The organism is Vibrio sp. 2132-1 (genome assembly GCF_033344315.1).
Genome location: NZ_JAWPON010000002.1, coordinates 1 through 26724 on the forward strand (window position 1 = coordinate 1; position 26724 = coordinate 26724).

Genomic DNA, 26724 nt, shown 5'->3' on the forward strand with positions numbered 1-26724 from the left:
TGGTGCCGACTACCGGAATCGAACTGGTGACCTACTGATTACAAGTCAGTTGCTCTACCTACTGAGCTAAGTCGGCACACTTTATTCTTTGTGCTTTTGTCCGTGTTATAACATTTCGTTAAGACACCAACAAATCAAATTGTGGTGCCCGGAGGCGGAATCGAACCACCGACACGAGGATTTTCAATCCTCTGCTCTACCGACTGAGCTATCCGGGCAACGGAGCGCTATTAAACGGATTTTCCCGCGTTGCGTCAACCACTTTTTTTAAATAATTTCAAAAAAGTGGTTGTTCGAACGCTTTTTATTCAACTGTCACTACAAAGTTTGCTTCGAGTTAAATTCCTTTTTGAAATTTGTAACTTTTTCTAGGTAGCGACGCGCTTCTGCGTTCGGGTGTTTCTTGGTTAACGCCCAATAAACTTGGTTGGGTTGCAATGAATTAAGATCTTGCATTGCGCGTTTGCGATCACTGCGATGAAATGTGTTTAAAACTCCTCCAGTACCGCCATTGTAAGCTGAAATCATGCTGTACTCGAGAGAGGTAGGGTGGCGGACTTCTCTTAAATAACGATTTTTTAAGATATAGAAATACGCAGTACCAGTATCTATGTTGTTTTCTGGATTAAACAAATATTCAGGGCTTGGTTGGCCCGAGCGCTTTTTCACGAGTTTGAACACATCTCGTCCCGCTGTTTTAGGTACAACTTGCATTAGGCCATATGCATTTGCCCAACTTACCGCGTATGGGTTGAAACTGCTCTCGGTTTTAATAATGGCGTATATCAAGTCTTCTGGAATGTCGTATTTCTTGGAAGCTCGACGCACGATATCGGCGTATTGGTAGCTGCGAGTTGAAAAGTGGTCTTCAACCATGGGAATTTCGACGTAATACGCTTTCTTGAAATCTACATTTTTGGTTTTTATTTTATTTGCGATGAGGTATTCCGCAAATCGGTTTGCCCGCCAAGACCATTGAATTGGCTTATTGTCTTGGTCGACAACTTGTTTATACAGGAATGGTTGCCCCTCTAACGTGATACCTTTAGAGGAGAATAAGTCGACGTGAGCGGGATCGTCTGGTGTTAATAAGGTGGTGACAATCGCGTCTTTTAGGTGTTTTTGGGGCTCTGTCGGTGATACGGTCTCTATCGTGATCACGCCTTTGCGAAAGTCGACCTCGGCGCGGCTAAGGTAGTTATCGATGTACTTAACGTAATTACTCTTGCCTGCGTACTTGATTTCTTTTTTACCCCAGCGCTTTTGAATATTGCCTGAAAAGCTATTGATTAAGGCATCTAGCGCCGCAGTATCTTTTTCAAATTGTCCTGGTAGCTCAGCTAAGTTATTGGCAAAACGGTTTGTTGGCTCGTAGTTGACGTCATAAATCTTTTCGACGAATTCACGGCTACAGCCTGCCATTAAAAGTGCGGCAGCAATAAAGACAATTTTTTTCATAAGTATCAGAGTTATTGAAGGTAATAGAAAAATGACACCACAAATGGTTGCGATGTCATTGTTTAACTCAAGCGACTTTATTCGCTCGGCGGTGTGTAACCTTCGATATGAACGTCTTTTCCTTCAAAGAGGAAATTTACCATTTCTGTTTCGATCAGTTTGCGGTGTTCTGGATCCATCATGTTGAGTTTCTTCTCGTTGATCAACATGGTTTGTTTGTGTTGCCACTGAGCCCACGCTTCTTTCGAGATGTTGTCGAAAATGCGTTTACCTAGTTCACCAGGGTAAAGTTGAAAGTCTAGACCTTCGCCTTCTTTCTTTAGTCGAGCACAAAATACAGTGCGGCTCATAATGACTCCTTGTATTCAATTAACGAAGTTCGTGGGGTAGCGTTTCCAGCAATAGTTTTACTGGCGCGGCTAAACCGACTTCTTCAGGTTTAGATAAGTTATACCAAAGACCTTTGTTGCCTTCCATTATCACGTCCGGTTGCTTTGATAAATCAATCAAAATTGGCGTGATATCTAGGTGGTAATGGCTGAATGTATGACGAAAGGTAATCAGTGTTTGCTTCTGTTTGATATTGCTGGCTTGAATGCCGCGTTGATCCAGTAGCAATTCAATGTCGCTTTCTGCATCCACATGTTCGGTTTGTGGGAAGCAGAATAAGCCACCCCAAATGCCTGTTTGTGGTCTTTGCTCTAACCACACCTCATGACCATTTTCGGTGTTGTGGTGAAGCATCACGAAACGAGTTTGCTTGATTGGTTTATCTTTCTTCGGTTTTTTGCCCGGGTAGTCGAGCACATTACCTTGTTGTTTTGCCACACACAGGTCAGCAACAGGGCAGAGGCTACATTTGGGTTTGCTGCGAGTGCAGACCATTGCGCCCATGTCCATCATTGCCTGGTTATACTTATCTACATCCGTTTGTGGGGTATGCGTTTCGGCAATTTCCCACAGCTGGTTTTCAACCTTTTTTTGTCCTGGCCATCCTGCAACTGCGAAACAGCGGGATAGGGTGCGCTTCACGTTACCATCAAGAATCGCGTGTGGTTGTTTATACACAGACGATAAAATGGCGGCAGCAGTAGAGCGACCAATCCCCGGTAGGGCGTTCATTTTCTCTATATCAAGAGGAAACTCACCATTGTATGTAGAGGCGACCTCTTGTGCTGCTTTGTGAAGGTTACGGGCTCGGGCGTAATACCCTAAGCCAGTCCAAAGGTGTAGGACTTCATCTTGCTCAGCATTGGCAAGATCGATTACGGTTGGAAAGCGCTCCAAGAAACGTTGGTAATACGGAATAACCGTAGTGACCTGAGTTTGCTGAAGCATAATTTCAGACAACCAGACACTGTATGCGGTCTTATTTTGTTGCCACGGAAGATCTTTTCTTCCATATGCGTCATACCATTCTAGGATGGCACTGGCGAAAGGTGTCACGACTTGCTCTGTATTCTATTATTGGTTAGGTGCAAAATTGCACCACATAATGGGCAAGAAGTACAACGGATAAACAGTAGGGATATAAAGAGGTGTTTCGTTGCTTTTGGATTGCCATAGACCAAGAGCTCAACAAATACTTGCACCTAAGTAAATTCTTTGGATAATCCCCGCTTTGATTAATCAATGTGCAGGCAAAATCAATGAGTGAAGTAACCACTAACGAATACAACGAAGACGGAAAGCTGATCCGCAAAATCCGCAGCTTTGTACGCCGTGAAGGGCGTTTGACTAAAGGTCAAGAGAGCGCGATGAATGAATGCTGGCCTACGATGGGTATTGACTTCAAAGCTGAACTTCTCGATTGGAAAGAGGTGTTTGGCAACGATAACCCAGTAGTGCTTGAGATCGGTTTTGGTATGGGTGCTTCATTGGTTGAAATGGCAAAGAACGCGCCAGAGAAAAACTTCATCGGTATCGAAGTTCATAGCCCAGGCGTTGGTGCTTGTCTTGCCGATGCTCGCGAAGCGGGAATTACTAACCTGCGTGTAATGTGTCACGATGCGGTAGAAGTATTCGAACACATGATCCCAAATGGCAGCTTATCGACACTGCAATTGTTCTTCCCAGACCCTTGGCATAAGAAGCGTCACCACAAGCGTCGTATTGTTCAATTAGGTTTTGCGGAAATGGTGCGTGAGAAGCTTATCCCTAATGAAGGTATTTTCCACATGGCGACCGACTGGGAAAACTACGCAGAGCACATGATTGAAGTGATGAACCAAGCGCCAGGTTTCGAAAACATTGCTAAAGATGGTGATTTCGTTCCTCGTCCAGACGATCGCCCGCTAACGAAGTTTGAAGCTCGTGGTCACCGTCTTGGTCACGGTGTTTGGGATATCAAATATAAGCGTATTGCGTAACCAGAGGAGTTCATGGGATGTACCATTACGCGATATTAGCGAATCCGGGTCATAACCGAATTTACTTTGATAGCGCAATGACCATTGCCTGTTCTGAACTAAAAGCAATTTTAGCTTCACAAGGCGTGGATGTGACAGAAATTGGTAGTAAAGACGTTGGCTTACCTGCTGCGTTGGTGTTTTCTTGTCAGGAAGCGCTAACCGATGAGCAGGCGCGAAGAATCGCAGCCTCTTCGATTTACTATGCGCTATTTGAAGTGCGCGAAGATGGTTTACTTCGACCAGTTCAAGCGCCCGTATTTAACACTTTCCCGGAAAGCATGAGCCAGATTTTGCGCTACACCGGGAAAACAAATGAGCAGTTTACCCGTTTGATGGTGAATATCGGCATTAGTGCGTCCAATACGGGAAGTGAACAACTGACCTTAATGGATCCAATGTGTGGTAAAGGTACAACCTTATTTGAAGGCTTGATCCACGGTTTGAACGTGGTAGGGGTTGAGATCAACGCCAAGTGGGTGCAAGAGATCCAGACCTTTATTGTTAAGTTCATGAAGAATGGCCGCTTTAAGCACAAAGTGAGCAAAGAAAAGCGCACTGCGGGTGGCAAGAAAGTGGCGGATGGTTTCGTGGTTGAAGCTGCAGCAAATAAAGAAGATTACAACCAAGGCAATCTTCAGTTTATGAAGCTGTATTCGGCTGATACTCGTATCGCTGATCAAGTCGTGAAAAAGAACTCAGTTGATGTGATGGTGTCTGATCTGCCTTATGGCGTGCAGCACGGCAGCAAAAATGCCAAGGACAGCAAACTGAACCGTAGTCCACTAGAGCTTTTAAAAGAGGCTCTGCCTGCATGGAAAGTGGTATTGAAAAAGCAAGGTTCAGTGGTGTTGTCTTTCAATGAATTCACATTGAAATGGAAAGATGTCGCGGCATTATTTGAAGAGCAAGGTTGGAAGGTACTTTCAGAAGAGCCTTACATCGGTTATCTTCACCGTGTTGATCAATCTATCAACCGCAATATTATTGTGGCAGTAAAACCATAATCGACTTGAGTCGAACGAACCCTATGGAAAAGCCAACGACACGTTGGCTTTTTTTACCTCTGAGCTCAACGAGTTCTCTTGTAAATAGAAGGTAGAGAATGAAACCGACAGTGGAAATTTTGACAGATATTTTGGCGGAAGTACGCCCTTTAATCGGCCAAGGTAAAGTGGCTGATTACATTCCTGCTCTGGCAAAAGTACCCAGCAACAAGTTAGGTATTGCGGTATACACCAACGAAGGTGAGGTTATTAAGGCGGGTGATGCCGATGAACCTTTCTCTATCCAATCTATTTCAAAAGCATTGAGCTTGACGTTAGCGATGTGCTTGTACAAGCAAGAAGAAATTTGGTCTCGAGTGGGAAAAGAGCCTTCGGGGCAGGCATTTAATTCGCTAATCCAGCTAGAAATGGAGCAAGGTATTCCTCGTAATCCATTTATAAATGCTGGAGCGATAGTAGTGGCAGATTTGTTACAAACTCGCTTATCTGCACCTCGTCAGCGCCTGTTGGAATTTGTGCGTCAGCTTTCTGGTGATACCCATATTGTGTATGACAAAGTCGTTGCGGCATCCGAAATGATGCATGGTGATCGTAATGCGGCGATTGCATATCTCATGCGCTCGTTTGGCAACTTCGAAAATGAGGTGATTCCAGTACTACAAAACTACTTCCACGCTTGTGCGCTGAAGATGAGTTGCGTCGATTTGGCTAAAACGTTTAGCTATTTAGCAAACAAGGGCACATCGGTACAAACGGGTAAGCCTGTAGTTTCTCCTGTGCAAACCAAACAACTTAATGCACTGTTAGCAACGTGTGGCTTGTATGATGGCGCGGGCGAGTTTGCTTATCGCGTTGGTATGCCTGGTAAGTCTGGTGTTGGTGGTGGCATTATCGCGGTAGTACCTGGTGAAATGACTATTTCAGTATGGTCTCCAGAGCTTGATCCTTCAGGTAACTCGCTTGCGGGTACTAAGGCGCTTGAGCTGCTCTCAGAGCGAATTGGCCGTTCAATTTTCTAATGTTGGAAATGTGTCAACCTTATTTAGGACGGCACAGTTTCTAAATAAAAAGCCTCTCAATTGAGAGGCTTTTTTTGTTTTGGGGTTGCGTTACTCTTCGCTTTCTTCGGCCATAAAGGCTTCGAGCAAATCATTAAGGAAGAGCTTCCCTTTTTCAGTAATTTGCCAATGGGTAGCCGTTTCACTCAGGTAGCCCATTTCTATCGCCCAGTCGATGGTTTCTTGAATCGTACTAAGCGGTAAGCCCGTGGTGTCCACATAATCTTGCTTCGGACAGGCTTCGATTAAGCGGAATCGGTTCATAAAAAACTCGAATGGACGATCTTCATCCGCGACGACATGTTCTGTATGCAGATAAGGTTTGACCATATTTTGATAAGCCGCTAAATAGCCTCGCGGGTGTTTTACCTTTGTCGTTCGAATAATACGTCCGTCGGTAAAACTGAGTTTGCCATGAGAGCCACAACCGATACCAAGGTAATCACCAAAGCGCCAGTAGTTGAGGTTGTGCTGACACTGATAGCCCGGCTTGCTGTAACCGGAGATTTCATATTGCACATAACCCGCGGCTGCAAGTTTTTGGTGTCCGAGCTCGAAAATATCCCACAAGTCATCATCGTCAGGTAGCGTTGGTGGCTTGTAGTAGAACATGGTGTTTGGTTCGATGGTCAGCTGATACCAAGACAAGTGCGGCGGTGCCAACTCAATCGCTTTGTCCAAATCTGCCAAGGCTTGTTCGATGCTTTGATCAGGTAAGCCGTGCATGAGATCGAGGTTAAAGCTGTTCAAACCGATTTGGTGCGCCAGCTGAGCAGCGTTGACGGCTTCGTCTTGGCCGTGAATACGCCCCAAACGCTCAAGCTTTTGTTGCTCAAAGCTTTGCACGCCGATAGAGATACGCGTTACCCCGGCTTTACGGTAGCCAACAAAACGCTCTGCTTCGATGGTGCCTGGGTTCGCTTCCATGGTTATTTCGATTTCAGGCTTGAACGGAATACGCGCTTCAATGCCCTTAAGTAGACGCTCGATGCCTTCTGCCGAAATCAAACTCGGCGTACCACCACCAATGAAGATTGAATGCAGTGGACGTGGCGCTTCGTTAAGTCGGTATTTCTCAATGTCGGTATCCAAATCTTCTAAAAGGGCACTGATGTACTCTTCTTCTGGAATCTCGGTTTTGAGCGCGTGAGAGTTAAAGTCGCAATACGGGCACTTTTGCACACACCAAGGGATGTGTACATACAAGCTGAGTGCTGGGGGCGTTAACATGGTCTAATTCGCTCGTGATTACTGAGACACTTGCTCAGACAGTTGAGCAAACAACGACTTGAGCGCTTTACCGCGGTGAGACAGTTGTTTCTTACGTGCAGGTTCAAGTTCGGCTGACGCACAGTTGTCTTCAGGAACAAAGAAGATTGGGTCGTAGCCAAAGCCATTTTCACCGTGTGCTTCAGTTAGAATTCGGCCTTCCCATTTACCGTGACAGACGATAGGCGTTGGGTCGTTATCGTGACGCATGAGGACTAATACGCAGTGGAAACGTGCTGTACGCTCTGCTTCTGGTACGCCTTCCATTGCCGCTAGCAATTTTTCTAGATTCTCTTGATCAGATGCGCTCTCGCCTGCGTAACGTGCAGAGTAAATGCCCGGAGCGCCTTTTAAGAAATCGACTTCTAATCCAGAGTCGTCTGCAATGGCAGGAAGCCCTGTTTCTTGTGCGGCATGGCGAGCTTTAATGATTGCGTTTTCAATGAAAGTTGTACCCGTTTCAGCTACTTCCGATACATTGAATTCACTTTGCGCTAATACTTCAAAGCCGAAGTCAGACAACAAATCTGCCATTTCACGAACTTTGCCTTGGTTACCAGTTGCTAGCACAATTTTTTTCATGGGAATCTCTTTTAATAGTGATAGAGGAGAACAAATCGTTCTCCTCTAGATATTCTTTAACTAATAAGTGGTTTTTAGCCTGCTTAGATCCAAAAGCTTTTGGAACATCACAACCCAATTACTCTTCAACATAAAACTTCTGGGTGAATTTAAGCTTACCTGAGCCTTTGTTTCCAGCTTTTACGTCAATATCGAAAGTAAAAGTTTCTTCGTGGGTAATTGGCAGTTCGGCTAAATAGTATATCGCATTGCCTTCTTTGACTTCACGAAAGGTCAAGGTCTGAGTTTGGCCGATAAGGTTCTTCGCGCGTCCAGCAATTTTTGCTTCTAATGCTGGCTTACCCAATGAAGCTCTATCTAACACGCTAATATTAACCACAGCGAGGTATCCATTACGTTTGATATCGTAGCTACGTGCGACTTTGGGTGTTAGGAATGTTGAGTTAAACGCTACATAGTGTACTTCGATATCTTTCATATTTTTAAACTGATCGGCGAAGCTTGGTAACGACAACAGGCTAATCAGTAATGCGGTAATCCATTTGCTCATTGTTACTTCCTCAAAGCACTTGTTATAAAACAACCATAGCTGCAATTTTACCTTGGTCAGGGGGTAAAAAATGCGTACTCAGTCGTTGGTATTAGTAAGTGTGGTACAAAATCGTAAATAAAAAGCCATCATATGATGGCTTTAATTTCTGTCGGTATCTGGGTAGGCGATTCTATCCGAATTTGTTTGTGCCGTCCTAATTCACCTTTTTCTATGTGAACCAAGCCCTTAGCGATTTTAAACTGCTTGGCTAAGAACTTAGTTAGGTGTGCATTAGCTTTGCCATCGACAGGTGGAGCAGTAATGGCGATTTTTAGCTCTTCACCATGCAAGCCAACGATTTTATCGCGGCTAGCTTTAGGTTGAATATAGAGCTTCAGGATGATGTCCTCACCATCTTGCCAAACTGCAGCTGACATTATAGCTGGAACCAAATTGGACCAATGATATCGCCCATTAAGAAGTTCGCGAACTGCAAGCCGATAAATAACACCAGTACGCTTAAATCAAGACCACCAATAGCCGGAAGAATACGACGGATTGGAGCGCACATTGGCTCGGTCAGTTGATGGAATACGTACTCGATAGGGCTGCGGCCTTGGCTTACCCAGCTCAAAATTGCACGGATCAATAGTACCCAGAACAATAGGCCACCTGCGGCTTTGATTAATGATAATAAGCCCAAGAATAAGAAGTCAGCGCTGAAAGAGACGGAACCGTTCGAAGCTATTAGGATAAGCACGACAAATTTAAGCACACACAACACGTAGGCAAACAACACGGTTGCTAGGTCAATATTCCCCACGGAAGGGATAACGCGGCGCAATGGACCAATGACCGGCTGAGTCGCTTTTACTATGAATTGCGAGAATGGGTTGTAGAAGTCTGCGCGCGCAGCTTGCAACCAAATTCGCAAAATTACGACCATGATGTACAGGTCAAATAGGGTTGAGATGAGAAAACTCATTGAATTCATAAGGTACCCTTAACAAGTGATGGATGATACTAAACGGAGTTCATCCAAATAATTAAAACAGTTTTTCCATTTCTTCCGCGCGAGCCACAGCAGCTTGCATGGCTTTAGCGACAATATCTGAAAGTTGATGTTCGTTGAATGTACGCAGTGCTTCTGCCGTTGTCCCACCTTTCGAAGTTACGTTCTCACGCAGGGTTGATAGCTCAGTTTCTGGGTTGCTAACCACCATACTGGCCGCGCCCAGTGCAGCTTGCTGAACCAATAGTCGAGCGGTCTCTTTATCAAAGCCTTGCGCAATCGCTTCTGCTTGCATCGCTTCCATAAACAGGAAGAAGTATGCTGGAGCACTGCCCGCTGCGGCAATCACATTATTGATGCCAGACTCTTGCTCAACCCAGCATACTTTACCGACCGATTCCATTAACTCTGCGGCAAAAGCTTTGTCGTGCTCGGTTACATGAGTTGGTGCGAATAAACCACTCATACCCAACCCAAGTTGTGATGGCGTATTTGGCATAACACGAACCAAGTTCAATTTGGTGGCTAGCATATCATCCAATCGTGAACAGTTGATGCCTGCGGCAATAGAAATCACCAGTTTATTAGTGAAATCGATCGATTGCAGTGGTTTACAGACATCCGCCATCATTTGCGGTTTTACAGACAATACCACCACATCCGCCTCGGTCGCAGCTTGGATGTTATCGCTGGTGGTTCGGATGCCAAAATCTTGTTCTAGCAGAAGGCGGCGAGCCTCTGAAGGAGCCGTCGCGGTAATGTTTTGCGCTGGGTATCCGTTAGCAACCAAGCCGGAAACAATGGCTCTCACCATGTTGCCAGCACCAATGAAGGCGATTTTTTTATGTTCCATTTGTCTGATTTCCATCATGATATTTAGAATTTGTTGTGCGCTCAGGTGTATAATGGCGCCGCTGTTACTTACTGCTCCTATTGGCGAGTAAGATGATTGCGCATTTACGCTCTAACGATTGGCGACATAACTTATGTCGCGAGTGAGCGTTTTGTTGATTTAGCTGTAGTCTCGTGCGCCGAAAATAGCGGTTCCAATACGAACCATTGTACTACCAGCTTCGATTGCAGCGGTCATATCACCACTCATTCCCATTGATAATGTATCGATTTCTGGGAACTGTGCTTCGAGTGTTTGCTTCAACGTAGCCAACTTCTGAAATTCATGGAGTTGTGATTCGTAGTCAGACACGTTGGCAGGAATCGACATCAACCCTCTTAAAGTGAGGTTGGGTAGGCGAGAAATCAACTCCGCCAGCTCGAATACTTCCGCTTCAGTGACACCAGACTTAGATGCCTCACCACTGGTGTTAACCTGAATCAGAACTTGTAGCGGTTTAAGTTCGCTTGGACGCTGATCATTCAGGCGTTGAGCAATCTTGGTTCGATCGATGGTGTGAACCCAATCGAAATGTTCGGCAACAAGTCGCGATTTATTCGACTGAATCGGGCCAATGAAGTGCCATTCGATTCGATTATCTGGATAATGCTCGGCAAAGTGCTGAACTTTACTGACGCCCTCTTGGACGTAGTTTTCACCAAAGGCGGTTTGTCCCGCTCGGTAGGCTTCGAGAATTGCCTCGACAGGTTTAGTTTTGCTTACCGCTAGAAGTTGCACTGACTCTGGAGTTCGACCACATTTTTGCTCGTCATATCGAATTTGAGAGGTGATATGTTCAATATTTTGTTGAATACTACTCATAGCTGTACTTTAGACTTAAGGATTTTAAATGGATATCACTGAGTTACTGGATTTTAGTGTAAAACATAATGCCTCGGATCTACATCTTTCTGCAGGTGTCCCACCAATGGTTCGTATTGATGGGGATGTGAGAAAACTAGGTATTCCAGCGTTTACACACCAAGAAGTGCATCGTTTGGTTTTCGAAATCATGAACGATGCCCAACGCAGTGAGTTCGAAGAAAAACTCGAAGTCGATTTCTCTTTTGAGTTGCATAACGTTGGCCGTTTCCGTGTCAACGCCTTCAACCAATCTCGCGGTTGTGCGGCAGTATTCCGTACCATTCCAAGTAGCATTCCAACTCTGGAAGAGCTAGAAGCGCCAGAGATCTTCAAAAAAATTGCGAACGCTGAAAAAGGCTTAGTTCTGGTCACTGGCCCAACAGGTTCAGGTAAATCGACGACCTTAGCAGCCATTGTTGACTACATTAACCGTAATCACAACAAGCACGTACTCACAATTGAAGATCCGATTGAATTTGTTCACAACAACAATAAATGTTTGATCAACCAGCGTGAAGTTCACCGTGACACCCATAGTTTCCAAAATGCTTTGCGTAGTGCATTGCGCGAAGACCCGGATGTGATTCTAGTCGGTGAGATGCGTGATAAAGAAACCATCAGCCTTGCCTTAACGGCGGCAGAAACGGGTCACTTAGTTTTCGGGACGTTGCATACCAGCTCGGCGGCAAAAACTATTGACCGTATTATCGATGTTTTTCCTGGTAGTGATAAAGATATGGTCCGCTCGATGCTATCTGAGTCTCTTCGTTCGGTTATCGCGCAAAAGCTTCTGAAGCGTAATGGTGGTGGACGTATTGCATGCCATGAAATTATGATGGCAACGCCTGCGATTCGTAACTTGATCCGCGAAGACAAAGTCGCGCAGATGTATTCGATCATTCAAACAGGTGCGGCTCACGGCATGCAAACCATGGAGCAAAATGCTCGTCAGTTAATGGCGCAAGGCATGGTTGCTCGTGAAGAGGTCGATAGTAAGATCGGATTAGAAGTGCAGCAATTCTCGTAACGTTCATACAGATAATGGTGAATACGGAAGATGGATCTAGATAAATTTCTCGAAGGCATGCTGGCGCTGAAAGCGTCGGATCTTTACATCACGGTTGGAGCGCCAATTCTATTTCGTGTGGATGGCGAATTGCGTCCGCAAGGGGAAAAACTCACCGAGAGTGATGTGGCTGCATTACTCGACAGCGCTATGGAACCAGATCGGCGTCAGGAATTTCGTAAAAGTCGCGAGTCGAATTTTGCCATTGTGAGAGATTGTGGTCGCTTCCGTGTGAGTGCCTTTTTTCAACGCGAGTTACCAGGCGCAGTGATTCGTCGTATTGAAACTAATATCCCTACTTTTGAGCAGTTAAAGTTACCGTTAGTGTTGCAAGATTTGGCGATAGCTAAGCGTGGTTTGGTGCTGGTGGTCGGTGCTACTGGATCGGGTAAATCGACCACCATGGCGGCGATGACAGGCTATCGAAACAGCAATAAAACCGGGCACATTTTGACGGTCGAAGATCCGATCGAGTTCGTGCATGAACACAAGCGCTGTATCGTGACTCAACGTGAAGTTGGGTTAGATACGGAAAGCTATGAAGTTGCGCTTAAAAACTCGCTGCGCCAAGCACCAGATATGATTTTGATTGGTGAGATCCGTAGCCGTGAAACAATGGAATACGCGATGACCTTCGCCGAAACGGGTCACCTGTGTATGGCAACGTTGCACGCCAACAATGCAAACCAAGCTTTAGAGCGCATTCTTCACTTGGTACCGAAAGATCAAAAAGAACAATTCTTGTTCGATTTGTCGATGAACCTAAAAGGCGTGGTTGGTCAGCAGCTGATCCGAGATAAAAATGGGCAGGGACGTCATGGTGTATTTGAGATCTTGCTAAATAGCCCACGTGTGTCGGATTTGATTCGTCGCGGAGATTTACATGAGTTGAAGTCAACCATGGCTCGCTCAAATGAGTTTGGTATGCTGACGTTCGATCAATCTCTTTATAAGTTAGTGATGCAAGGTAAGATCAGCGAAGAGGATGCACTACATAGTGCCGACTCGGCAAATGATCTGCGCTTGATGTTGAAAACGCAGCGTGGTGAAGCATTCTCTACGGGCAGTTTGGCAAACGTTAAGATCGATATGGATTAATCCAATCCAGAAACAAAAAAGGTTGGCAGAAGCCAACCTTTTTTCATTGTGCTTGAAGTGTTTACTCACCCCAAAGGGCTTCAAACCAGCTTTCTAGAATCACCACCGCTGACTGGCAGTCAACATTACCTTTCGATAGGGCTTTATAGCCGCCCATGCTGAACAACTCCGCACGAGCTTCTGCAGTAGATAAACGCTCATCATGCAGCTCAACAGGCAATCCGTATCGGCCTTGCAGACGCTTAGCAAATTTTCGTGCACGAGGGGTTATGGTCTCAAGGTCTTTACCATGCAGATCGGTCGGTAAACCGACCACTAGCAAATCTGGTTGCCACTCTTTGATTTGCTTTTCGATATCGTCCCAGTTTGGAATACCGTCATTGGCTTTAAAGGCTTTTAATGGGGAAGCTGTACCAGTAATTTCTTGGCCAATAGCGCTACCAATGCTTTTGGTTCCAAAGTCAAAAGCCATAATTGTGCGTGACATAAGGTGTCTCTATCTAATGTAACTGTATATTTGGACTAAGCATGTCCAGAGTCTGCTGAAAGGTGACTTGGGTCGATACCCAGCTTTTCGACCGCTTTCTTCCAACGCTCGTTGATTGGTGTATTAAAGATAATTTCAGGCGTCGCTTCAATGGTGAGCCAAGAGTTTTCGACCAGCTCACTTTCTAATTGGCCTGCACTCCAACCGGAGTAGCCAAGTGCCACTAAGTAATCACTTGGTTCTGCTTCTGTTCCTAACACCGACAGAATATCACGCGAAGTGGTTACCGCGAGGTCATCGGTCATTTGGACGCTGGACTCGTAGTAATCTTTGGGTTTATGCAAAATAAAACCACGATCTTCCGAGATTGGGCCGCCATTGTAGACTGGTCTATCTAGACTGGCTTCAAACAGGCGCGGGTGTACTGGCTGAACTTCCACCTGCTTGAGCATGTTGCCGACGGTGATATCAACAGGAGCATTGATCATCAGCCCCATAGCGCCGTCTTCGTTGTGCTCACAAACGTAGATCACGCTGTTTTGAAAGTACGGATCTTTCATCCCAGGCATGGCAACCAAAAAGTGATTTGTGAGATTCATACTCATATTGACCCTTAACTCTCGTAAATGCCCTTAAGCAAACATCATACAGTTTACCATCTAGGTATGTGCATGAGTTTGCTTAAGTTAATGTACTACGCTCTCTATTAACTGTAATACAGTTTGAGTTATTCGCCTTTTACTCGACGCTCAATCGCATCCATCAGCTTGCCTGTGATTGAGATATCAAAAGCAGCTTCAATTTCGCGAATACAGGTTGGGCTGGTGACGTTGATTTCTGTTAGCTTGTCGCCAATTACGTCAAGGCCAACAAAGATAAGGCCTTTTTCTTTCAGTGTCGGAGCAACGGTTTGCGCAATTTTGAGGTCGGTTTCGCTTAGCGGACGAGCTTCACCAGTACCACCAGCGGCTAGGTTGCCGCGCGTTTCGCCTTTAGCAGGAATGCGTGCTAGACAGTAAGGCATAGGTTCGCCATCTACCACTAGGATACGTTTGTCACCGTTGCTGATGTCTGGCACGAAGGTTTGTGCCATTGCGTAGTTTTGACCGTGGTTAGTCAATGTCTCGATGATCACAGAGACGTTTGGATCGTTTTCTTTTACACGGAAGATGGACGCGCCACCCATACCATCAAGCGGTTTCAGGATGACATCACCATGTTTTTCACGAAATTCTTTAATTTTCTCTGCTTTTCGCGTCACGATCGTTGTAGGTGTCAGCTCTGGGAACCATGCCGTAAACAGCTTTTCGTTACAATCACGTAAGCTTTGAGGCTTGTTAACGATCAGTGCGCCTTGTTCTTCTGCACGCTCAAGGATGTAAGTCGCGTAGATGTATTCAGTATCAAACGGAGGATCTTTACGCATTAGCACCGCGTCTAGCTCAGACAGTTCGATAGTTTGCTCTGATTTGAACTCGTACCAACCGTTTGGATCTTCTTTTAGTTCTACCACTTTAGTATCTGCAATGGCAACGCCTTGATCGAGATGCAGATCATTCATTTCCATGTAGTGGATTTCATAGCCGCGTCGTTGCGCTTCAAGCATCATGGCAAAGCTAGAGTCTTTTTTGATGTTAATGGACGAGATTGGGTCCATTACGATACCGAGTTTGATCATTATTTTTCTCCGTTTTAACCAAGATCGCCGAAACGAACTTGTAAGGCTGTAATTGCTGTCAGAGCCGCTGTTTCGGTACGCAGAACGCGAGGGCCGAGTAGCGTTTCTTCAAATTGGTATTCTCGAGTCATCTCGATCTCTTCAGACGATAAACCGCCTTCAGGACCGATCAGTAGGCGCACTTTTTCAACCGGGGTTGGCAAAGTGTTGATTGAGTATTTAGCACGAGGGTGAAGGTTAAGCTTTAAACCATCGTACTCTTCTTGACACCACTCTTCCAAGCTCATAATTGGACGAATTTCGGGCACGACATTACGCCCACATTGCTCACAGGCACTGATGGCGATTTTCTGCCATTGCGCGAGTTTTTTCTCAAAACGCTTTTGGTCAAGCTTGACGCCACAACGTTCAGAAATCAGAGGAGTGATGGTATTGACGCCAAGTTCAACAGACTTTTGGATGGTGAACTCCATCTTATCGCCACGTGAAATGACTTGACCAAGGTGCAGATCTAAAGGGGATTCAATACTGTTTTCTACGCGCTCGGTGATGTTAACCAAAACTGATTTCTTGCTGACTTCACTGATAACCGCTGGGAACTCTGCGCCACTGCCGTCAAAAAGGAGAACGTCTTGGCCTTCTTTCATGCGCAAAACACGACCGATATGGCCTGCTGCGTCGTCACTTAAAGCAAGTGAGCCAAGTTGATGAATGGTTTCTGGATGATAAATTCGAGGGGTACGCATGAGATTTCCAGCAAGAGAATAAACTTAAACCCTAACATGGATGCTTTGCACCGAAAAAACAAGGGGCAAGAAGCGTTTCAATATCAGTAATTGAAACGCTTCGAGGTCGGAGGTTACAGTGCGCGGCAGGCTTCTTGAACAAATGGGTTGTGATTGCCCTGTACTTTTGCAATGCGCTCGTCACGCTCACATTCCCATTTATCGACAGGATAGGTTTTGTTCCAAGCACTCATTAATTGCGTTTGCTGCTTCGACAGTTTGAAACCGTACTCTTTGCTCATGTATAGATAGGTACGAGCAATTGAGCCACGCGCACGGTCTGGTGGCATGACTTTACGCTGCTTAAAGTTCACTTGCATCTCACAGCGACCATAACTCACGCCATCCATACCGTTCCATTGGCTGAAGTTGTAGTTCGAACGGTCACCGTTTACTTCACCAATAGCAGGAGTTAGGTTGTGCAAGTCTGCTTCCATCAAACGAAAAGTTTTGTCTTTTTTCTTACAGTTTTTACGTCCGCCATCTTGCCAGCATTGACGCTGGTGGCCAAATTGCCACGCAGGAACAACGTGCTCCCATTCGATTCGTGCAGCCCGTTTTTCTTGTTTACGGACTTGGTAGCCGCAAGAGGCTAAATCGGGTAAGCCTTTCTTGCCTTGCCATTGAATGTTACAGCCACAGTAGAAGCTTGTTGGGTGGTCTTGATAAATTTTGACCGCCTCACGTTTGGCTGCAGAGAATGAGCTCGGTGGCGCGGCAATCGCAGTGCTAGAAAGCGCGATAAGCAACAGAGAGAGTAAGTATTTCATGATAAAAGTCTTTATAAAGTATGACTTTATTCATGATAACACGCATAAAATAGCTTTAGTGATGAGTAAGTTAACAATAAGTGGCGAAGGGAAGGTTTTGATCAACTCGATCTTTATTTTGGGAACGCAAGTAACACTATGAGGTAAGGGCTACGATAATTGAATGCCGGTGAAGTTAAGTGGTTGGCGGCATTTTTGACAAGAGTACGTTGCCTCTTTGCGCAGCACTTTATTATGACGGCGAATCGATAGAGGGTAGGTCATACAACCACAACGATACTCAAAGGTCTTACCTTGAACGGATTTTACTTCAAAGCTGTGAGTGGTTTTGGCTGGTACGTTAAATACGGCTTCCATGACGCCTTTCCATTCTTTACCGTGAGGCCTAACTCGCCCGTAAACCTGATAAGTAATCAGGTGTGCTACTTCATGAGGAATGACTTCATCTAAGAATGCTTGGGTGTTTTCGCGAAATAAAACAGGGTTTAGGCGTACTTGATTTAATTGAAGGTAGGCTTTTCCTGCCGCTTTCCCACGGACGTCGAAGGTGATTGTTGGAATCGGGAAAGAACGTTTGAAAGCTTGTTCCGCCATCGCGATACAGCCCGCCATCACTTGCTTGGCTTTATAGCTGAGTTCTATATCCACAATTCACCTCGATAAATCAAATAAAAAAGCCCCCGCATTTGCGAGGGCCAGATCATAGCATCAGTTAATTATGGTGTGTGTTTTTTCTTGATGGTGGCATGGTAAGCGTGCCATGTACCGTAGCCTAGAATTGGCATGGTAAACAACATTCCGATCCCGTAGGTCGCAAAGCCGATAAGAATACCGCCACAGATGATCGCTGCCCAAACAATCATTGCTGGAATATTGGATTTCACTGCATTAAAGCTGGTAAATACAGCGGTCATCATGTCTACGCGACGCTCCATCATGAGAGGAATAGAAAAGGCTGAAATGCTAAACACCACACAAGCCAAAACAAAGCCAACTAAAGAGCCGATGACAAGGAAGGGTAGGAACTCACTTAAAGGTGCCCCTTGAACAGAAGGGTAGAGTGCATGAAGTAGAGCGGCAATGCGCATCCAAAATATCATACACACTGCGAGTAACACGGCGAACGCCCATTGAGATGTTGAGTTACGACCGATCGCTTTCATTGAATGGAACAAGCTTGCTTTGTGTCCGCGCTCTCTCTCCCAACTGGCATCATACAAGCCCAGCGCGAGAAACGGACCGATTAACATGTAAACAATCAAACTGGGCATGACGACTAAGTGTGTGCCTTGCCACTGTACGAGCAAAACAATGCCTATCGCAGCAGCCATAAAACAGATGCCATAGAAAGCACTAATAAGCGGCATTCGCACGAAATCATGCAGACCTAATGCGAGCCAATGAAAAGGTGCAGAAAGATTGACCGTATTGCACGGTATGGTTCTGGCATATTCGTTGTCTGGCACTTCCTTTCGTTTGTTGTGGAAGTCCGATGGATTAACAGTTCGAGGCATAACTCCTCCTTGATTTATTCCCACATTATCCGCTTATACCAACTGACAGCGGTTTTTGTTCAGTCAAACTTGAAGCGACTTTTTCAAGTTTACATCTGAGCATTGGCTTAGTTTGGTATCGGCCATAAAGATGCCTGACTCATGTCTTTACTTAAGTGTTGCTTCCACAGTCGCCAGCATCCGACGTCTCTATTTAAATTGGAGTTAACAATATTTTAACTATTGGCGGAGATGGGATAATTTACAAATAATTGCTTAAAATTTATTCGGTATAAAAATGAGGGAGAAACAGGACTGCTTTGTGGGGCAGGGCGGTATGAGCCGAAATGACTAGATAAAAGTTGCTGAAAATAAAAAGCCCCCACCATAGGCGAGGGCTTGATTGATTCTTGCTTAGCTTGATTATTTGATGCCAGCGAAATCGCGTAGAAGTGCAGCTTTGTCTGTCGCTTCCCACGGGAATTCTTCACGACCGAAGTGACCGTATGCCGCTGTCTTCTTGTAGATAGGTTGAAGAAGGTTAAGCATTTCTTGTAGACCGTATGGACGTAGGTCGAAGAATTGACGAACCGCTTCAATGATGATGTCGTGAGGTACTTTCTCAGTACCGAACGTTTCCACCATGATAGACGTTGGATCAGCAACACCGATTGCGTAAGAAAGTTGGATCTCACAACGGTCAGCCATGCCTGCCGCTACGATGTTTTTCGCTACGTAGCGTGCTGCGTATGCTGCACTACGGTCAACTTTTGATGGATCTTTACCAGAAAACGCACCGCCACCGTGACGAGCTGCGCCGCCGTAGGTATCTACGATGATCTTACGACCAGTTAGGCCACAGTCACCCATAGGACCACCGATTACGAAGCGACCGGTTGGGTTAATGAAGAAGTTTGTTTCTTTGTTGATCCACTCAGAAGGTAGTACTGGCTTAATGATCTCTTCCATTACCGCTTCACGCAGGTCTGAAGTTGAGATTGAGTCACAGTGTTGAGTTGAAAGAACAACCGCGTCGATACCAACGATGTTACCTTGATCGTATTGGAATGTTACCTGAGATTTTGCATCAGGACGCAACCAAGGTAGTGTGCCGTTTTTACGAACTTCTGCTTGCTTTTGAACAAGACGGTGAGAGTAAGTAATTGGCGCTGGCATTAGTACTTCAGTTTCGTTACAAGCGTAACCAAACATGATGCCTTGGTCGCCTGCACCTTGTTCTTTAGGGTCAGCTTTATCAACACCTTGGTTGATATCTGGCGACTGTTTACCGATTGTGTTTAGTACCGCACAAGAATCTGCGTCAAAGCCCATATCTGAATGTACGTAGCCGATTTCACGAACGGTTTCACGAGTTAACTCTTCGATGTCTACCCATGCTGAAGTCGTGATTTCACCACCCACCATTACCATACCGGTTTTAACGTAAGTCTCACATGCAACACGAGCCTTTGGATCTTGCTCTAGAATCGCGTCAAGAACCGCATCAGAAATCTGGTCTGCAATTTTATCTGGATGACCTTCTGATACTGACTCAGAAGTAAACAGGTGCTTAGCCATGTTAGCTCCACTATATCTGGTTTAAAACTGGGGAATGATAAACTCTCCAGCGCAAATTAATACTAATTTTTGTAGGTGTATCTACATCTAGACGTCTATTCTAAATTTGATTGCTCGAATTACAAGCTCTTTTTTGGTTTTTGTTATAACCAAACGTTTGCCTGATTTATTGATAATTTTAAGAACTTCGAACGATTTGGCGCGAAAGGTGCAATATTTGTGAGGTTTTGGACTGGAAAACGTTTGCACACCCAACAGGGCTTTGAGAGAATTATGACCTACTTTTCGTTTCGCTTAATGTACTCAGGAGCAGACATGTCGTCTCGTAAACATCTTGCCAATGCAATTCGTGCTCTAAGCATGGATGGTGTTCAACAAGCTAACTCAGGCCACCCAGGCGCACCAATGGGTATGGCTGATATCGCTGAAGTTCTTTGGCGCTCTCACCTAAACCATAACCCTTCAAACCCAGAGTGGGCCGACCGCGATCGCTTTGTGCTGTCAAACGGTCATGGGTCAATGCTTATTTACTCTCTACTGCACTTAAGCGGTTACGAGCTATCTATTGACGATCTGAAAAACTTCCGTCAATTGCACTCAAAAACCCCAGGTCACCCAGAGTACGGCTACGCGCCTGGTATCGAGACAACAACGGGTCCTCTAGGTCAAGGCATCACTAACGCTGTTGGTATGGCGATCGCAGAGAAAGCACTAGCGGCACAGTTCAACAAAGAAGGTCACGATATCGTTGACCACTTTACGTATGTGTTCATGGGTGACGGCTGTCTAATGGAAGGCATCTCGCATGAAGCATGCTCTCTTGCTGGGACGTTAGGTCTAGGCAAACTGATCGCGTTTTGGGATGACAACGGCATTTCTATCGACGGTCACGTTGAAGGCTGGTTCTCTGACGATACACCTAAGCGTTTTGAAGCGTACGGCTGGCATGTAATCCCAGCAGTCGATGGTCACGACTCAGACGCGATCAACGCAGCAATTGAAGCAGCAAAAGCGGACCCACGTCCTACGCTTATCTGTACCAAAACAATTATCGGTTTCGGTTCTCCTAACAAGTCTGGTTCGCACGACTGTCACGGTGCACCACTAGGTCACGATGAAATCCAAGCGGCTCGCGAATACCTAGGTTGGGAGTACGGCCCATTTGAGATCCCGGCAGATGTTTACGCTGAGTGGGATGCAAAAGAAGCGGGCGCCGCGAAAGAAGCAGCTTGGAATGAAAAATTCGAAGCATACGCTGCAGCTTACCCTGCTGAAGCGGCAGAGCTTAAACGTCGTCTAAACGGCGAACTTCCTGCACAGTGGGAAGAAAAAGCGAACCAAATCATTGCTGATCTTCAAGCAAACCCAGCGAACATTGCATCACGTAAAGCATCGCAAAATGCACTAGAAGCGTTTGGTCAAATGCTTCCTGAGTTTATGGGTGGTTCTGCTGACCTAGCGCCTTCTAACCTGACCATGTGGTCTGGTTCTAAGTCTCTAGAAACGGAGGACTTCTCTGGCAACTACATCCACTACGGTGTACGCGAATTCGGTATGACTGCTATCATCAACGGTATCGCATTGCACGGTGGTTTCGTTCCTTACGGCGCAACATTCCTAATGTTCATGGAATACGCTCGTAACGCAATGCGTATGGCTGCGCTGATGAAAATTCAGAACATCCAAGTTTACACGCATGATTCGATCGGTCTTGGCGAAGATGGCCCAACTCACCAACCTGTTGAGCAAATGGCGTCTCTACGTGTAACTCCAAACATGAGCACATGGCGCCCATGTGACCAAGTTGAGTCTGCAGTTGCATGGAAACTAGCGATTGAACGTAAAGATGCACCGACAGCACTTATCTTCTCTCGTCAAAACCTTGCGCAACAAGAGCGTACAGCAGAACAAGTAGCAGACATCGCGAAAGGTGCTTACATTCTGAAAGATTGCGAAGGCAAGCCTGAGCTAATCCTTATCGCAACAGGTTCTGAAGTTGAACTAGCAGTAGAAGCAGCAGCACAGCTAACTGCTGAAGGTAAGAAAGTACGCGTTGTTTCAATGCCATCAACAGATGCATTTGACAAACAAGACGCCGCTTACCGTGAATCTGTACTGCCATCAGACGTAACGGCACGTATCGCTATTGAAGCGGGCATTGCTGATTTCTGGTACAAGTACGTTGGCTTCGACGGTCGCATCATCGGTATGACAACATTCGGTGAATCTGCACCTGCTGGTCAGCTATTCGAGATGTTTGGCTTCACGACTGAAAACGTAGTGAACACAGCAAAAGAATTGCTAGCGTAATTGCAGGACCGTCTAAACAGTCGAACGTAAACGACGATTGTTAAACGCTAAAGTTAGAAAGGCCATCATTATGATGGCCTTTTTATTTTTGTCAGGTTTTCCAACCTTGTGGAATGCTTTGGTGAATGCAGTCTAAAAGTACGGATAAGCGCAGTGGTGGTCGTCCTGCTGGTGTATAGCAGTTAATGGAAATAGGCTCAGAAAGCCAACCTTCTAAGCATGGTGTGATTCGCCCTGGGTGATGTTTCTCATAGCCGCATGCTGTCCAAGTCGGCAGCAGTCCAATACCATGACCATTCGCGATACTGTCTATTTGCATTGCTATGTTGTCGCTGTATAAGCGACTAACAAAGGGTTCTAAAAAGAACTCACCGTGTTGAGGGTGTGCTAGCATCAATCCATTTTCTTGCACTGAACCAAAATCGATCCATGGATGTGCTTCAAGTTCTTTGGGGTGCGGTATAGGCCCATGTTGTTTTAGATAATTTGGAGAGGCAAAAGGCGTATAGCGAAATACCCCCAGCACTTCTTTTCGCCAGTCTAGCTCTTTACGTTCACCGAGCCAGATGAACAAATCTGGGTCATGATGCGCCTCAGAAAAGTCACTGGTAAGTTGAACTCTAACATCGGGATTATCAGCAAGAAAACGATTGAGTACGCCGCCGAGCCAGCTTCTAACTAAGGCAGTGTGACAAACAATATGCAGTGGCCCTGAAACTTGGTTCGTTAAACCTTGAAGTGCATCATAACTCTCTTCACTTAACTCAAGAATCTGGCGGCTGTAGTGGGCAAAGATCTCTCCAGCTCTTGTCAGAACTAATCGATTACCTTGTCTGGCGGTTAGAGCCTGACCGAAGTCTTCTTCTAATTGTGCCAAGCGACGACTTAGCGTTGATTTTGGCTGATTAAGGGCTTTAGCAGCGGCTGTCAAACTTTTATGCTGATTGAGCGCATCAAAGGCTCTAATTGATGCTAAGTCGTGCATATTTCTTTTACTCCTTACTGCGTTATGTACGAGTTCCATAAATGGAAAGAACCGTTCCATAACTCTCACTATGCATCTCATTCTATTTGTGAATAATTCACTTTCGAAAATAATAATCATTATCAATTATGGAGATGTAGATGTCTACTCTTAGACTGCCAGTTATTACCGCAACTGGTATTTTAGCCTTCGTCAGTGTCCCTCATGTTTTTGCCAATGATGCAGTTTCTAAAATGGAAACAGTGGTTGTAACTGCATCAAGCTACGAGCAATCTCAAGCGGACGCGCCTGCAAGTATTAGTGTTATTTCACGTGAGGAGTTGGACTCCCGTTATTACCGCGATGTGACTGATGCACTAAAAAGTGTGCCAGGTGTTGTCGTGACAGGTGGTGGTGATACCACCGACATTAGTATCCGTGGTATGGGTTCTAAATACACTTTGATACTGGTCGACGGTAAACGTCAAAGCACGCGTGAAACTCGTCCAAATAGTGACGGTCCTGGTATCGAACAAGGTTGGTTACCTCCTCTTCAAGCGATTGAGCGAATCGAAGTTATTCGTGGCCCAATGTCGACGCTTTACGGTTCTGATGCGATTGGTGGTGTGATTAACGTCATCACACGAAAAGATGCGCTAGAGTGGACAGGTAATGTTCAACTGGGCACGGTACTACAAGAGAATAGCCGCTCAGGGGGAGAGCAGAGCGCGAACTTTTTCGTTAATGGTCCGTTGGCTGAAAATTTATCTCTCCAAGTATATGGTCAGTACACAACCAGAGAAGAAGATGACATCGAATACGGTTATGAAGATAAAGATATGCAGAGTATCTCTTCAAAACTGACTTACCAGATTAATGATCGCCACTCGGTGCAATTAGAAGGTGGCACGTCGGCACAAAGTCGTCGTGGTAATGTGGGCCTTTCAGTGCCGACCACTGGGTGTCGTGGTGGGTGTGAAGACTCACTGAATGAATATCGTCGTAATTACGTAACGGTAAGCCACAACGGTGATTGGGATTCGATTGGCATTTCAGACACTTACTTACAGCGAGAAGAGAGCGAGAACAAATCTCGTGAGATGACGATCACCAACACCACGTTCAAATCGAGCTTGGTGACTGGTATCGGAAACCATACGTTGACGACGGGTGTGGACGCCACTCATGCAGAGCTTGAGGATTTCACCTCCAACAAAGCGTCATCGAAGACTGAAACATCGAATACGCAGTGGGCTATTTTCATTGAAGATGAATGGAAAATCGCTGATCCGTTTAGCGTTACGCTTGGTGGCCGTCTAGATCATGACGAAAACTATGGCGCGCACTTTAGTCCGCGTGTTTACGGTGTATGGCGAGTTGATCCGTCTTGGACGGTGAAAGGCGGTGTGGCAACAGGTTTCCGTTCTCCACAATTACGTGAAATTACTCCTGGCTGGGCGCAAGTCAGTGGTGGCGGTAATATCTACGGTAACCCAGATCTTGACCCTGAAACGTCGCTAAACAAAGAAATCAGCGTCTTGTATCAAGGTGATTCTGGCTTAGATGTCTCTTTGACAGCGTTCCATAACGAATTCAAAGACAAGATCACACGTGTTGTTTGTCCAGACACTATCTGTACTGATGGTCCAAACCAATGGGGCGCAGATCCAACGTACCGTATTAACGTGGATGAAGCCGTCACACAAGGTATTGAAGCGACCTTAGCATCGCCGTTAACGGAAACCATTTACCTTAGCTCGAGCTACACATTTACCGACTCAGAGCAAAAAACAGGTGAATACAAAGGCATGCCGCTGCAGCAGTTACCAAAGCATCTGTTTAATGTGGATGTGACTTGGCAAACGACAACAGATCTAGAGAGCTGGGCGAAAGTCACGTACCGAGGTAAAGAAATGGATCCGGTTACTGGCCCATCAAGAAACAGTATCGTAGAGCCAGCTTATACCTTTGTGGACGCCGGTGTGACATACCAGTTAACCGACAATACTCGTATTAAAGGCGCTATCTATAACTTGCTGGACGAGGAAATCAGTTACGAAGAATACGGATATATTGAAGATGGTCGTCGCTACTGGTTAGGTTTAGACGTCGCATTTTAATTATCTATCGTTGTAATAAGGTCGAGCATAGTCTCGACCTTTTTTAATCCTGCTTTACTGTGATTCAACAGGTGCGTTTGTCAGCCTGATCAGGTAGTATCTGTAACACGAAATTTTTGGTAGGGCGAAGGATAAATGCTAAAGGTTGCGATCAATGGATTTGGACGTATAGGTCGTAATGTTCTGCGAGCGGTGTATGAAAGCGGAAAACACCAGCAGATCAAGGTTGTGGCGGTTAACGAACTAGCACAGCCAGAGGCGATGGCACACCTACTGCAATATGACACCAGTCATGGTCGCTTTGGTAAAAAAATTTCCCATGACCAAGAACATTTGCATGTTCATCATGACAGCGGTGAATATGATTCCATTCGCATTCTCCACCTCTCCGAAATCGAATTACTTCCTTGGCGTGATTTAGAAGTTGATATCGTCTTGGATTGCACTGGCGTATTTGGTTCGCAAGCCGATGGGCAAGCGCATATAGAAGCTGGCGCTAAGAAAGTACTGTTTTCGCACCCGGGCGCAAACGACCTAGATAATACGATTATCTATGGCGTGAACCACGAAACTCTGAAAGACGAGCACCGTGTTGTCTCCAATGGCTCTTGCACCACCAACTGTATCGTTCCCATCATTAAAGTATTAGACGAAGCCTTCGGCATAGAGTCTGGCACCATTACCACAATTCATTCGTCCATGAACGATCAACAAGTAATTGATGCGTATCATAACGACTTACGCCGTACCCGCGCTGCAAGCCAATCTATTATTCCGGTGGACACTAAGTTGCATAAGGGGATTGAAAGAATCTTCCCGAAATTTTCCAACAAATTCGAAGCAATTTCTGTTCGTGTTCCAACGGTTAACGTCACTGCAATGGATTTAAGTGTCACAATTAGTACAAATGTGAAAGTTAATGACGTAAATCAAACCATTGTTAACGCATCTCAGTGTACATTACGTAACATTGTTGACTATACTGAATCGCCACTCGTTTCCATCGACTTTAACCACGACCCCCATAGTGCGATTGTGGATGGAAGCCAGACTAGAGTGAGTAACGGGCAACTCGTAAAAATGCTCGTTTGGTGCGACAACGAATGGGGCTTTGCTAACCGGATGCTGGATACTGCCTTAGCAATGCAAGCTTCTTCGCAAGTGGAACAGTAATGACGAAGAAGTGATGGAGAATTTTTATTTCTAGCCTTGAAATAAATCCATAATATCTCCATATCTATAACCAGTTTGAAGAATTAACAGGCTTGGCAGGGTTGCCGAGTTTTCAAAAAC

At 45.5% G+C, this 26724-nt stretch carries 27 protein-coding genes and 2 tRNA genes; 8 read left to right on the plus strand and 21 right to left on the minus strand.

What is annotated here, in order from left to right; genetic code table 11:
• From R8N47_RS01700 to mutY, 5 genes are all read right to left on the minus strand, one after another.
• Nucleotides 1-76: transfer RNA gene (locus R8N47_RS01700), tRNA-Thr, on the minus strand.
• A 66-nt stretch (nucleotides 77-142) separates the two neighbouring features.
• A tRNA-Phe gene (locus tag R8N47_RS01705) sits at nucleotides 143-218 on the minus strand.
• 100 nt (nucleotides 219-318) lie between these two features.
• A complete protein-coding gene (gene mltC, locus R8N47_RS01710; protein WP_005381001.1) occupies nucleotides 319-1458 on the minus strand; it encodes a membrane-bound lytic murein transglycosylase MltC in 1140 nt (379 codons plus the stop codon).
• A 77-nt stretch (nucleotides 1459-1535) separates the two neighbouring features.
• On the minus strand, nucleotides 1536-1808 hold the full coding sequence (locus R8N47_RS01715; RefSeq protein WP_005381002.1) for an oxidative damage protection protein: 273 nt from the start codon (nucleotides 1806-1808) through the stop codon (nucleotides 1536-1538).
• Between the two features lie 19 nt (nucleotides 1809-1827).
• Nucleotides 1828-2904 carry an A/G-specific adenine glycosylase gene (gene mutY, locus R8N47_RS01720; RefSeq protein ID WP_017635575.1) on the minus strand — a complete coding sequence of 359 codons (1077 nt, stop codon included), beginning with the start codon at nucleotides 2902-2904 and terminating at the stop codon, nucleotides 1828-1830.
• A 203-nt stretch (nucleotides 2905-3107) separates the two neighbouring features.
• Here mutY and trmB point away from each other — a divergent pair, with 203 nt between their 5' ends.
• From trmB to glsB, 3 genes are all read left to right on the plus strand, one after another.
• On the plus strand, nucleotides 3108-3827 hold the full coding sequence (gene trmB, locus R8N47_RS01725; RefSeq protein ID WP_005384506.1) for a tRNA (guanosine(46)-N7)-methyltransferase TrmB: 720 nt from the start codon (nucleotides 3108-3110) through the stop codon (nucleotides 3825-3827).
• Nucleotides 3828-3844: 17 nt separating this feature from the next.
• Complete coding sequence (locus R8N47_RS01730; RefSeq protein WP_005384509.1) at nucleotides 3845-4873, plus strand: TRM11 family SAM-dependent methyltransferase; 1029 nt, start codon at nucleotides 3845-3847, stop codon at nucleotides 4871-4873.
• A 98-nt stretch (nucleotides 4874-4971) separates the two neighbouring features.
• Nucleotides 4972-5892 carry a glutaminase B gene (gene glsB, locus R8N47_RS01735; protein ID WP_005381007.1) on the plus strand — a complete coding sequence of 307 codons (921 nt, stop codon included), beginning with the start codon at nucleotides 4972-4974 and terminating at the stop codon, nucleotides 5890-5892.
• Between the two features lie 90 nt (nucleotides 5893-5982).
• On the opposite strand, the gene hemW is transcribed toward glsB, so the two are convergent.
• The 7 genes from hemW to R8N47_RS01770 form a co-directional block, all read right to left on the minus strand.
• Complete coding sequence (gene hemW, locus R8N47_RS01740) at nucleotides 5983-7161, minus strand: radical SAM family heme chaperone HemW (protein ID WP_042521300.1); 1179 nt, start codon at nucleotides 7159-7161, stop codon at nucleotides 5983-5985.
• Between the two features lie 18 nt (nucleotides 7162-7179).
• A complete protein-coding gene (locus tag R8N47_RS01745; protein ID WP_064354311.1) occupies nucleotides 7180-7782 on the minus strand; it encodes an XTP/dITP diphosphatase in 603 nt (200 codons plus the stop codon).
• A gap of 118 nt (nucleotides 7783-7900) precedes the next feature.
• Entirely contained in the window at nucleotides 7901-8332 is a 432-nt protein-coding gene (locus R8N47_RS01750; protein WP_005381010.1) for a DUF4426 domain-containing protein, read from the minus strand.
• Nucleotides 8333-8460: 128 nt separating this feature from the next.
• Nucleotides 8461-8751 (minus strand): DUF167 family protein YggU, encoded by a 291-nt coding sequence (gene yggU / locus R8N47_RS01755; protein ID WP_005381011.1) that lies wholly within the window; start codon nucleotides 8749-8751, stop codon nucleotides 8461-8463.
• A complete protein-coding gene (locus R8N47_RS01760) occupies nucleotides 8751-9308 on the minus strand; it encodes a YggT family protein (RefSeq protein ID WP_005381012.1) in 558 nt (185 codons plus the stop codon). The genes yggU and R8N47_RS01760 overlap by 1 nt, the downstream gene beginning before the upstream one ends.
• 52 nt (nucleotides 9309-9360) lie before the next feature.
• Nucleotides 9361-10179 carry a pyrroline-5-carboxylate reductase gene (proC, locus tag R8N47_RS01765; protein WP_064354310.1) on the minus strand — a complete coding sequence of 273 codons (819 nt, stop codon included), beginning with the start codon at nucleotides 10177-10179 and terminating at the stop codon, nucleotides 9361-9363.
• Between the two features lie 159 nt (nucleotides 10180-10338).
• Complete coding sequence (locus R8N47_RS01770; protein ID WP_064354309.1) at nucleotides 10339-11040, minus strand: YggS family pyridoxal phosphate-dependent enzyme; 702 nt, start codon at nucleotides 11038-11040, stop codon at nucleotides 10339-10341.
• A gap of 28 nt (nucleotides 11041-11068) precedes the next feature.
• Between R8N47_RS01770 and R8N47_RS01775 the strand changes: the two genes are divergently transcribed.
• Entirely contained in the window at nucleotides 11069-12109 is a 1041-nt protein-coding gene (locus R8N47_RS01775; protein WP_005381015.1) for a type IV pilus twitching motility protein PilT, read from the plus strand.
• Between the two features lie 30 nt (nucleotides 12110-12139).
• Nucleotides 12140-13246: a PilT/PilU family type 4a pilus ATPase gene (locus tag R8N47_RS01780; RefSeq protein ID WP_005381016.1), complete on the plus strand. Its 1107-nt coding sequence runs from the start codon at nucleotides 12140-12142 to the stop codon at nucleotides 13244-13246.
• A 61-nt stretch (nucleotides 13247-13307) separates the two neighbouring features.
• Here the strand turns inward: R8N47_RS01780 and ruvX are convergent, their stop codons facing one another.
• The 8 genes from ruvX to metK all read right to left on the minus strand — a co-directional run bounded on the left by ruvX (nucleotide 13308) and on the right by metK (nucleotide 20037).
• Nucleotides 13308-13733 carry a Holliday junction resolvase RuvX gene (gene ruvX, locus R8N47_RS01785; RefSeq protein WP_005381017.1) on the minus strand — a complete coding sequence of 142 codons (426 nt, stop codon included), beginning with the start codon at nucleotides 13731-13733 and terminating at the stop codon, nucleotides 13308-13310.
• A 35-nt stretch (nucleotides 13734-13768) separates the two neighbouring features.
• Nucleotides 13769-14332, minus strand: a complete 564-nt coding sequence (locus R8N47_RS01790; protein WP_005381020.1) for a YqgE/AlgH family protein — start codon at nucleotides 14330-14332, stop codon at nucleotides 13769-13771.
• Nucleotides 14333-14460: 128 nt separating this feature from the next.
• A complete protein-coding gene (gene gshB / locus R8N47_RS01795; RefSeq protein ID WP_005381021.1) occupies nucleotides 14461-15411 on the minus strand; it encodes a glutathione synthase in 951 nt (316 codons plus the stop codon).
• 14 nt (nucleotides 15412-15425) lie between these two features.
• The gene (gene rsmE / locus R8N47_RS01800) at nucleotides 15426-16157 is read right to left on the minus strand and encodes a 16S rRNA (uracil(1498)-N(3))-methyltransferase (protein WP_053304141.1); all 732 of its coding nucleotides are present in this window, start codon (nucleotides 16155-16157) and stop codon (nucleotides 15426-15428) included.
• Between the two features lie 113 nt (nucleotides 16158-16270).
• On the minus strand, nucleotides 16271-16966 hold the full coding sequence (gene endA, locus R8N47_RS01805) for a deoxyribonuclease I (protein WP_053306786.1): 696 nt from the start codon (nucleotides 16964-16966) through the stop codon (nucleotides 16271-16273).
• Nucleotides 16967-17116: 150 nt separating this feature from the next.
• Nucleotides 17117-17614 (minus strand): SprT family zinc-dependent metalloprotease, encoded by a 498-nt coding sequence (locus R8N47_RS01810; protein WP_005381025.1) that lies wholly within the window; start codon nucleotides 17612-17614, stop codon nucleotides 17117-17119.
• Between the two features lie 68 nt (nucleotides 17615-17682).
• Nucleotides 17683-18480 (minus strand): DUF2189 domain-containing protein, encoded by a 798-nt coding sequence (locus R8N47_RS01815; protein ID WP_005381026.1) that lies wholly within the window; start codon nucleotides 18478-18480, stop codon nucleotides 17683-17685.
• Between the two features lie 402 nt (nucleotides 18481-18882).
• Nucleotides 18883-20037 carry a methionine adenosyltransferase gene (gene metK / locus R8N47_RS01820; RefSeq protein ID WP_005384541.1) on the minus strand — a complete coding sequence of 385 codons (1155 nt, stop codon included), beginning with the start codon at nucleotides 20035-20037 and terminating at the stop codon, nucleotides 18883-18885.
• A gap of 315 nt (nucleotides 20038-20352) precedes the next feature.
• Here metK and tkt point away from each other — a divergent pair, with 315 nt between their 5' ends.
• Complete coding sequence (tkt, locus tag R8N47_RS01825; RefSeq protein WP_064354308.1) at nucleotides 20353-22347, plus strand: transketolase; 1995 nt, start codon at nucleotides 20353-20355, stop codon at nucleotides 22345-22347.
• A gap of 91 nt (nucleotides 22348-22438) precedes the next feature.
• On the opposite strand, the gene R8N47_RS01830 is transcribed toward tkt, so the two are convergent.
• Nucleotides 22439-23332, minus strand: a complete 894-nt coding sequence (locus R8N47_RS01830; protein ID WP_017633561.1) for a LysR family transcriptional regulator — start codon at nucleotides 23330-23332, stop codon at nucleotides 22439-22441.
• Nucleotides 23333-23472: 140 nt separating this feature from the next.
• Between R8N47_RS01830 and R8N47_RS01835 the strand changes: the two genes are divergently transcribed.
• Both R8N47_RS01835 and epd read left to right on the plus strand, forming a co-directional pair.
• Nucleotides 23473-25431 (plus strand): ligand-gated channel protein, encoded by a 1959-nt coding sequence (locus R8N47_RS01835; RefSeq protein ID WP_021034033.1) that lies wholly within the window; start codon nucleotides 23473-23475, stop codon nucleotides 25429-25431.
• A 135-nt stretch (nucleotides 25432-25566) separates the two neighbouring features.
• Nucleotides 25567-26604 carry an erythrose-4-phosphate dehydrogenase gene (gene epd / locus R8N47_RS01840; RefSeq protein WP_005384545.1) on the plus strand — a complete coding sequence of 346 codons (1038 nt, stop codon included), beginning with the start codon at nucleotides 25567-25569 and terminating at the stop codon, nucleotides 26602-26604.
• The last annotated feature ends 120 nt before the right edge of the window (nucleotides 26605-26724 follow it).